Genomic DNA, 9,150 nt, shown 5'->3' on the forward strand with positions numbered 1-9,150 from the left:
TCCCCCCCCCCCGGGTCTCGGCCCATAACCCCCCCCCCACCCCCCCCCCCCCCGGGGCGCCCCCCCCCGCCCGGGTTCGACTGGCCCCCTATCAGCTGGGACGGCCGACCTCGTAGGTCCCGTCCTCCTTGGTGATCTTGATATTGACCTTCTTGTCCTCGCCGCCGACCTTGAGATCACAGGTGAACGTGGCGTCCACCGCGACCTCCTGGCCCGCGGGGCAGGACACATCCTTGACGTCCTCGATCCCGTAGGACTCCTCGAGGACCTTCGCCACGCCGGTCTGCACCGCGGCCTGATCGAGTTCGTCCTTGGCGGTCAGCATCAGGATCGCCACCACCACACCGGCCACGACCACGACGCCGAGGAGGGCGAGTCCGACGATCAGACCGGTCTTCTTACCACCGCCGGACTGCTGCGGCTGCGCCTGCGCGCCCCACTGCTGCTGAGACGGCTGCCCCCACTGACCGGACTGCGCCTGCGGCTGCTGTCCCCACTGCTGCGGCTGGGGCTGCTGCGCTTGCGGCTGGGGCTGGCTCCACTGCTGCTGTTGCTGCTGCTGGTTCGGGTCACCCCACTGCTGCTGGGCCGGATCCCCCCACTGCTGCGGCGGCGGCTGCTGACCCCACTGCTGTTGCGTCTGATCACCCCACTGCTGCGGCTGGGGCTGCTGCGGTTGCGGCTGGGGCTGGCTCCACTGCTGCTGCGGCGCGGCCGGTTGCCACTGCTGGCCGCCCTGATCGCCACCCCATTTCTGGGTGGCCGCCGTCTGCTGCGGATCGTTCGCGGGCTGCGCGGGCGGCTGGCTCCCCCACTGCGGTGCCGCACCGGGCGGCTGCTGGCCACCCCAGACCTGGGTGGGATCGTTACGTCCCTCCCCCGGCCCCGGGGCGTCATTCGGTCCGTGCGGCCCGCTCATCTGGTTGCCTCCACTCGCATTCGTCGAACACACGGTAGCCCCCCGCGTGCGATTGAAATCAAATCACAATCGATCGTCTCACGCTGTGCCCACCGTGGCATGAGCGAGGGCCCGCGTGGTCACGCTGCGCTACCGCTCATGCCGCGTCCACCGCGACGACACCGCGGCGGATAGCCCGTACAGCCTTGGCCGCGGTGGCCGCGACCTCGGTGTCGTCTGCGGTGGAGTGGATCTGATCGAGCAGATCGATAACCTGCCGGCACCAGCGCACGAAATCTCCCGCCGAGAGCGGCGTGCCCTGATCGCCACCCGCGAGCATCGCGTCCACCAGCGCGTCACCGCGCGCCCATTTGTAGATGCCGCCGACGAATCCGAGATCCGGTTCCCGGGTCGGTGCCAGCCGGTGCTCGGCCTCGTCGTTACGCAGTTTCGACCACTCCGCGATGGTGTCGGCCACCGCCCGGCGGATCGGCGCGGTGGGGCCGGTGGCGCCGAGATAGCCGCCTTCCGACCGCGATTCGTAGACCAGAATCGAGACGACCGCGGCCAGTTCGGCCGGCCCCAGCCCGCGCCACAGTCCTTGCCGCAGGCATTCGGCCACCAGCAGATCGCTTTCGGTGTAGATCCGCGCCAGCCGCCGCCCGTCCGCGGTGACCTCGCCGTCGTGCACGAACCCGCGTTCCGCCAGCAACCCGACGATCCGGTCGAACGTGCGGGCCAGCGAATTCGTGGTGGTCGCGACCTTCTGCCGCATGGCCTCGGTTTCCCGCCGCACCCGGTGGTAGCGTTCGCCCACCCGGGCCAGCTGCTCCCGGTCGGGGCGGGAATGCGCGGGATGCGCGCGCAGCGTCCGCCGCAAGGTCGCCAGTTCCGGATCGTCCGCCCCGCGGGCGCGTTTGTCGCGGCGCGCGCGGCTGGGTGCGGTGATTCCGGTACTGCGCAGCGCGGAGGCCAGATCGCGACGGGTGCGGGCGGTGCGATGGTCGACCCGGCGCGGTAGCCGCATCCGGCCCAGTGGTTCGGCCGGTACCGGGAAATCGGCGACCGAGACCCGGCCCGCCCATTTGTCCTCGGTGAGCACCAGCGGCCGCGGATCACCCGGCGTGGCATCGGGTTCGAGGATGACGGCGAGACCGGCCCGGCGCCCGGCGCCGATGGCGACCACATCGCCGCGCCGCAGTTCGGTGAGCGCCGCGACCCCCGCCGTGCGCCGATCGGTGCGGGTCTGCTGGGTGAGCCGGCGTTCGTGTTGTTTGATCCGCTCCCGCAGGGCGAAGTACTCGAGGAAATCACCGTCCTCGCCGCCGAGTTGCGCGGCGAGTTTGCGTAGCTGCGCTTCGTTGCGTTCGATCCCGCGGACCAGGCCCACCACCGACCGGTCGGCCTGGAACTGCGCGAACGACCGCTCCAGCAGCAACCGGGCCTCGTCGGCACCGAGCCGGTCGATCAGGTTGATCGACATGTTGTAGCCGGGTTTGAAAGAGCTGCGCAGCGGATAGGTGCGCGTCGAGGCCAGGCCGGCGACCGCGCTGGTATCCACCTCGGGCTGCCACAGCACCACGGCATGCCCTTCCACGTCGATCCCGCGCCGCCCCGCGCGCCCGGTGAGCTGCGTGTACTCCCCCGGGGTGAGTTCGGCATGGGTTTCGCCGTTGAATTTGACCAGCCGTTCGAGCACCACCGTGCGCGCGGGCATATTGATCCCGAGGGCCAGGGTTTCGGTGGCGAATACCGCGCGAACCAGCCCCTTGACGAACAGTTCCTCGACCGTGTGCCGGAACGCGGGCAACATCCCGGCATGATGGGCGGCCAGGCCCCGGTGCAACGCCTCCCGCCATTCCCAGTAGCCGAGTACCTCCAGATCCGTCCGCGGCAATTCGCCGGTGTGTTTCTCGATGATCGCGTCGACCACGTCCGGGTCGGCGGCGCCGCCCAGATCGAGGCCCGACCGCAGGCACTGCGCCAGCGCGCCGTCGCAGCCCGCGCGGCTGAAGATGAAGGTGATCGCGGGCAGCAGGCCTTCCTCGTCGAGCCGGGCCAGTACCTCCGGCCGCGGCAGCGGGCGGAAGAACCGCCGCGGGCCTCCGCGGCCGCGCGGGCCCCCGCCCCAGCCCTCCATCCGGTCGGCCGCTTCCCGCTGTTTGATGTAGCGGACCAGGTCGGAATCGACGAGCACCCGCTGGTCGGAGGATTCGCTGTCGAACAGGTCGAACATCCGGCGGCCCACCATCACGTGCTGCCACAGCGGCACCGGCCGGGTCTCGTCCACCACCACGGCGGTATCCCCGCGCACTGTTTCCATCCAGGCGCCGAATTCCTCGGCATTCGAGACGGTCGCCGACAGGCTCACCAGCCGCACCTCGGCCGGGAGGTGCAGGATGACCTCTTCCCATACCGCACCGCGGAACCGGTCCGCCAGATAGTGCACCTCGTCCATCACCACGTACGACAACGCCCGCAGCGCGTCCGACGAGGCGTAGATCATGTTCCGCAGCACCTCGGTGGTCATCACCACCACCTGGGCGTCCGGATTGATCGACTGGTCGCCGGTGAGCAGGCCCACCGCGCCCCGGCCGTAACGCTCGGTGAGATCCGCGAACTTCTGGTTCGACAACGCCTTGATCGGTGTGGTGTAGAAACATTTGCCGCCGGAGGCGAGCGCCAGATGGACCGCGAACTCCCCCACCACGGTTTTCCCGGCGCCCGTGGGCGCGCAGACCAGCACCCCGTGGCCGTTCTCCAGGGCGGTACACGCTCGGCGCTGGAACGGGTCCAGCTCGAATGTCAGCTCGGCGGCGAACCGGGACAGTTCGGCGGTCAGCGACGGGTTCGATGTCACGTGTCCGAGACTAATGGAGGAATCCGACACCGGTCGCGCCGATAAAATCCGCCGGTCGCGACGCTCCGGGCCCGGCCTCAGAGGGTGTCCGAATAGTCCGCTGCCGGACCGGCGGTGCGGGGCGCGGGTACCGGGTCCGCCGCGGTGATCGGGGCGGCCGGGTCGACCGGGGCCGGCGCCTCGATCCGGGAGGCGTGCTCGTCGTCGACGGCGCCCATCTCCCGCTCGGCGCGTTTGGCCCGGCGTTTGTCGTTGATCCGCGCGAACTGCACCGCCACCTCGAACAGCACGGTCAGCGCCAGCGCCAGCGCCAGCATCGAGAACGGATCCTGCGGTGTCACAACGGCCGCGAACACGAACAGGCCGAAGATGATGCCACGCCGCCAGGCCTTCAACCGTTCGTAGGTGAGAATGCCGAGCAGGTTGAGGCCGATGATCAGCAGCGGCGTCTCGAAGCTGACGCCGAAGATGATCAGCAGTTGAATGATGAAACTGAAGTATTGCGAACCGCTCAGCGCGGTGATCTGCACATTGTCACCGATGCTGAGCAGGAAGCTCAGCGCATGCGCGATAACCCAGTAGGCGAGGATCGCGCCGACCACGAACAGCACCGACCCCGAGGTCACGAAACCGACCGCGTACTTACGTTCCTTCGGGTACAGGCCGGGAGTGATGAACGCCCACAGCTGATACAGCCAGACCGGGCAGGCCAGCACCACCCCGGCCGTCATCCCGACCTTCAACCGCAGCATGAACTGCTCGAACGGCGCCGTCGCCAGCAACCGGCACTCCCCGTCCGGCGACAATGACGCCCGCGCCGAATCGGGAAGGTCGCAGTACGGCCCCCGCAGGATCTCGCCGAGGCTCTCCACACCGAGGAACGAATGCGCGTACCACAGGAAGCCCACGATCGTGGTGACTACGATGGCCGCCAGCGAGATCAGCAGCCGGGTGCGCAGCTCCCGCAGATGCTCGACCAGCGACATCGTGCCGTCGGGATTCGTGCGCCGTTTGCTGCGCCGGGGGTCGAACGGAATTCGCATAGGTGTGGTTGCCCTCGTATCAGCGAGCCTCGCTCCGCACGGCCGGCGCCACCGGACCCGCCCCCGCGATCACCGCACAGGAGAGCAAGCCGGTGCCCGGTCGGCAGCGCCGGGTGAACAGCCGTAGTCACCGGGTCCGGGCGTACCCGGACCCGCGCAGACCGGCCTCAGAGCGTTTTCGACTCGCTCCGGGTCTCGGTGGCCGCGGTATTCGTCTCCCGGCCCGACGGCAGTTCCGGAGCGGGCGCGGCGGCGGTGGTGCCCGCGGACTTACCGTCGTTGTGCATCTCGCTCACCTCGCTCTTGAAGATCCGGAGCGACCGGCCGAGGCCGCGGGCCGCTTCGGGCATCCGCTTGGCGCCGAAGAACACCACGAACACCGCCGCGACGATCACCCAGTGCCAGATGCTCATAGAGCCCATTGTGGTTACCTCCCAAGACTGTGGTCTTTCCGATGCTACCTGCCGTAATGGTCGCGCCGAACCCGAGCGGGGGCAGTCACAGCCACGTCACACCTGTTTCCCGGCGAATGTTCACCCGCGCGCCGCTTGCGCGCAGTATCCCGGCGCCGGCGGTTCGGGCCTATTCGTCCAATCCGGCGCCCTGGTACGCCGCCAGCGCGGCCTCCGACCGCTCACGGACGGCTGCCACCAGCTCCGGCGGGCCCAGTACGGTGACCCCGGAGCCGAAACCGAGCACCAGTCGTGCCATCCAATCCAGGGTGGCGAACCGCATGGTCGCCTCCAGGCTGCCGTCGGCATGCACCGCCGTACGGTGCATCGGGTACTGATCGAGCAACCAGCCGTAATCGGCCGCGATCAGCAGCCGGGCCAGCGGTACCGCGGGATCGTCCTGGAACAGGTCGAGCCCCGCATCACCGGCGCGCGCCTCCTGCGGCGGGCGGGACGGTTCGCCGAGTTCCTCGGCGGATTCGATCCGGTCGAACCGGAACAGTCGTACACCTTCGGCCTCGCGGCACCACGCCTGCAGATAACTGTTGTCGTCCACCGCCACGATCCGGATGGGGTCCACCACGCGGGTCGAGACCACATCACGGCTGGCCGAGTAGTACTCCAGGCGTACTGCCCGGTTCGCCGCGACCGCGGAGCGGACCGTGGTGACGGCGGGCGCTTCGACCGGCGGGCCGGCCGGTGCGGCCGTGGGCGCGCCACCGGAGATGGCGGCCTCAAGCTTCGCGATCGCCGCATGCGCGGCCGTCGGATCCACCATGCCGGGCAGGTCCACGATCGACCGCAGCGCCACCAGCACCGCGGTGGCCTCGATGGACGTCAGCCGCAGCGGTCGTTCGATCCCGGCGGTGAAGGTGACCTGCACGCTCTCCTCCGAGAACGACAGATCGATCAGATCGCCCGGCCCGTAACCCGGCAGGCCGCACATCCACAACTGGTTGAGATCGGCCATGAGCTGTTTGGTCGTGACACCGAGATCCGCGGCCGCCTCGGCGGCACTGATTCCGGGGTTGGCGACGAAGTACGGGACCATGTTCAGCAGGCGCGACAGTCGCGCGGACAACCGGGTGCTCACAGCGGCACCCCGGTCCGGTCGAACACCGACCGTAGCCGTGCCACCACATCGGCGCGTAGTTCCGCGGGTTCGAGCACCAGCGCGTCCGGGCCCAGGCCGGTGATCAGGCGGGCCAGCCATTGCTGCGACCGGATCGGCACCTCCAGCACACTGCCGGGCCGTCCGCCGAAGCTGCGAGTTCCGACCACCTCGCCGATGCGGCGCAGGTCGCGGCCGCGGCCGTGCGCCACCCACACGGTCGCCGATCCGGTGACCGGTGCGGTCCCGGTGACATTCGCGACGATCTGCCGCAGATCGGTGCCCGCCGGCGGGCGTACCGCATTACGCGGGCCGTACGGGGTGATCTCGTCGCCGATCCGGGACAGCCGGAAGGTCCGTACGGCGTCGCGGTCGCGGTCGTGTCCCACCAGATACCACCGGCCGCGCAGCGTCACCACGCCCCACGGCTCCACATCACGCATCAGGTACGGCGCGTTACTGGCCCCGCGATGTTCGAACCGCACCGCCTGACCTGCGTCGATGGCGGCCAGCAGCTTCCCCAGCACCGGTTCGGACCCGCGCGTACGGGCGGGGACCGCGGGGATGGCGGCGAACGCGGTATCGGTTTCCACATGGATACCGGCGGCCCGCAGCTTCAGCAGGGCACCCGCGGCCGCCGACGCCAGCTCGGGTGATTCCCACATCTGCAGCGCCACCGCGACCGCCGCCGATTCCTCGCTGGTCAGGTCGATATCGGGGAGCTCATAGGCGTCCCGGTTGATGCGGTAGCCCTCCACCGTGGAGAACCGGCCCGAGGCACCGACCTCCAGCGGGATGCCGAGATCGCGGAGTTCGTTCTTGTCCCGCTCGAACATCCGGCTGAACGCTTCGTCGCTGGCGCACTCCTCGTAGCCCGCGACGCTTTCCCGGATCCGCTCCGCAGTCAGGAACTGCCGGGTCGACAGTAGCGCGATGACCAGATTCATCAGGCGCTCGACCTTGGATATCGCCACCCGACACAGCGTAATGGAGTCGTCGGCCGTCCGGCCCGCGGCGGCACGATAAACCCGCGCACCAACGGTAAGCACGTCCTCCGTCGCGCGGGGGCGGCAGTTGTCCAGGTGCCCGCGGCGCGGCGGTCCCACCGCGCCGACGGCAACTACATCGAGGCGATGAGGCGGTCCACTCGTTCGTCGACCGAACGGAACGGGTCCTTGCACAGCACCGTGCGCTGGGCTTGGTCGTTCAACTTCAGGTGCACCCAGTCGACCGTGAAATCCCGGCCGGCGGCCTGCGCGGCGGTGATGAAATCGCCACGGAGTTTGGCGCGGGTGGTCTGCGGCGGGGTGTCGACGGCGGCGTCGACCGCGTCGTCCTCGGTGATCCGTTTGGCCAGGCCCTTGCGCTGCAGCAGATCGAAGACCCCGCGGCCGCGTTTGATGTCGTGGTAGGCCAGATCCAGCTGGGCGATCTTCGGGTCGGACAGTTCCATCCCGTAGCGCTCCTGGTAGCGCTGGAACAGTTTGCGTTTGATCACCCAGTCGATCTCGGTATCGACCTTGGCGAAATCCTGCGATTCCACCGCGTCCAGCGTACGGCCCCACAGGTCCACCACCTGGTCCACCTGCGGATCCCGTTCGCGGTTGCGCAGATGCTCGACGGCGCGGGCGTAGTACTCGCGCTGGATATCGAGGGCACTGGCCTGCCGGCCACCCGCCAGGCGTACCGGCCGGCGGCCGGTGAGATCGTGGCTGACCTCGCGGATGGCGCGAATCGGATTATCGAGCGCGAAATCGCGGAACGACACCCCGGCCTCGATCATCTCCAGCACCAGCGCGGCCGTGCCGACCTTGAGCATGGTGGTGGTCTCGGCCATATTCGAATCGCCCACGATCACGTGCAGGCGCCGGTACTTCTCGGCGTCGGCATGCGGTTCGTCGCGGGTGTTGATGATCGGGCGGGATCGGGTGGTCGCCGAGGAGACGCCCTCCCAGATGTGCTCGGCCCGCTGCGACAGGCAGTAGGTCGCCGCCTTCGGGGTCTGCAGGACCTTTCCGGCACCGCAGATCAACTGCCGGGTGACCAGGAACGGCAACAGCACATCGGAGATCCGGGAGAACTCGCCGGCCCGGACGACCAGGAAGTTCTCATGGCAGCCGTAGGAGTTGCCGGCCGAATCGGTGTTGTTCTTGAACAGATAGATATCCCCGCCGATACCCTCCTCCGCGAGGCGCTGCTCGGCGTCGATGAGCAGTTCCTCCAGCACTCGTTCCCCGGCCCGGTCGTGGGTGACCAGCTGGACCAGGCTGTCGCATTCGGCGGTGGCGTATTCCGGATGCGAACCGACGTCGAGGTAGAGCCGGGCGCCGTTGCGGAGGAATACGTTGGAACTGCGCCCCCAGGACACCACCCGGCGGAACAGATACCGGGCCACCTCGTCGGGGCTGAGCCTGCGGTGCCCGTGGAAGGTGCACGTCACACCGAATTCGGTCTCGATCCCCATAATTCGTCGCTGCACACTATCGAGGTTACAGCGCGGAATGATTCCTGCGGGTCGGAGCGGAAAACCCGATGTATACGGCTTGGCAACGATTAGTCCGTCGATCGTTCGCCCACCGGGCACTCGGAACGCCGCGCCACTCGCGGCACCGGCCCACTCCGGACCGGTGGGACGCCGGGCGAACGCGCTCATGACGGACACGAGCCCGCGCGGACCGCAACAGCTGGGGCCGGGGCCCCGGGGCCGGGGGCCGCCCCCCCCAAAAAAAAACACCCCCCCACCCCGGGGGGGGGTTAAGTCCGGGGTTACACCGGGGAGCCGTGAG

The 9,150-nt window shown here is 68.9% G+C and carries 7 protein-coding genes; all 7 read right to left on the reverse strand.

Going from position 1 to position 9,150, the window contains the following annotated elements; genetic code table 11:
• Positions 1-91: 91 nt before the first annotated feature.
• On the reverse strand, positions 92-919 hold the full coding sequence (locus QH276_RS23375; protein WP_280401709.1) for a DUF4333 domain-containing protein: 828 nt from the start codon (positions 917-919) through the stop codon (positions 92-94).
• A gap of 136 nt (positions 920-1,055) precedes the next feature.
• The gene (locus tag QH276_RS23380) at positions 1,056-3,758 is read right to left on the reverse strand and encodes a DEAD/DEAH box helicase (RefSeq protein WP_280401710.1); all 2,703 of its coding nucleotides are present in this window, start codon (positions 3,756-3,758) and stop codon (positions 1,056-1,058) included.
• A 77-nt stretch (positions 3,759-3,835) separates the two neighbouring features.
• A complete protein-coding gene (gene tatC, locus QH276_RS23385; protein ID WP_280401711.1) occupies positions 3,836-4,801 on the reverse strand; it encodes a twin-arginine translocase subunit TatC in 966 nt (321 codons plus the stop codon).
• Between the two features lie 167 nt (positions 4,802-4,968).
• Positions 4,969-5,223, reverse strand: coding sequence for a Sec-independent protein translocase subunit TatA (tatA, locus tag QH276_RS23390; RefSeq protein ID WP_280401712.1), 255 nt, complete (start codon positions 5,221-5,223; stop codon positions 4,969-4,971).
• A 160-nt stretch (positions 5,224-5,383) separates the two neighbouring features.
• Complete coding sequence (locus QH276_RS23395; protein WP_280401713.1) at positions 5,384-6,346, reverse strand: helix-turn-helix transcriptional regulator; 963 nt, start codon at positions 6,344-6,346, stop codon at positions 5,384-5,386.
• The gene (locus tag QH276_RS23400) at positions 6,343-7,338 is read right to left on the reverse strand and encodes a helix-turn-helix transcriptional regulator (protein WP_280401714.1); all 996 of its coding nucleotides are present in this window, start codon (positions 7,336-7,338) and stop codon (positions 6,343-6,345) included. The genes QH276_RS23395 and QH276_RS23400 overlap by 4 nt, the downstream gene beginning before the upstream one ends.
• A 146-nt stretch (positions 7,339-7,484) precedes the next feature.
• Positions 7,485-8,843 carry a Pup--protein ligase gene (pafA, locus tag QH276_RS23405; RefSeq protein ID WP_195054314.1) on the reverse strand — a complete coding sequence of 453 codons (1,359 nt, stop codon included), beginning with the start codon at positions 8,841-8,843 and terminating at the stop codon, positions 7,485-7,487.
• Positions 8,844-9,150: the final 307 nt, after the last annotated feature.

It is taken from the genome of Nocardia carnea, assembly GCF_029869215.1.
In the GTDB taxonomy this organism is placed as follows: domain Bacteria; phylum Actinomycetota; class Actinomycetes; order Mycobacteriales; family Mycobacteriaceae; genus Nocardia; species Nocardia carnea_B.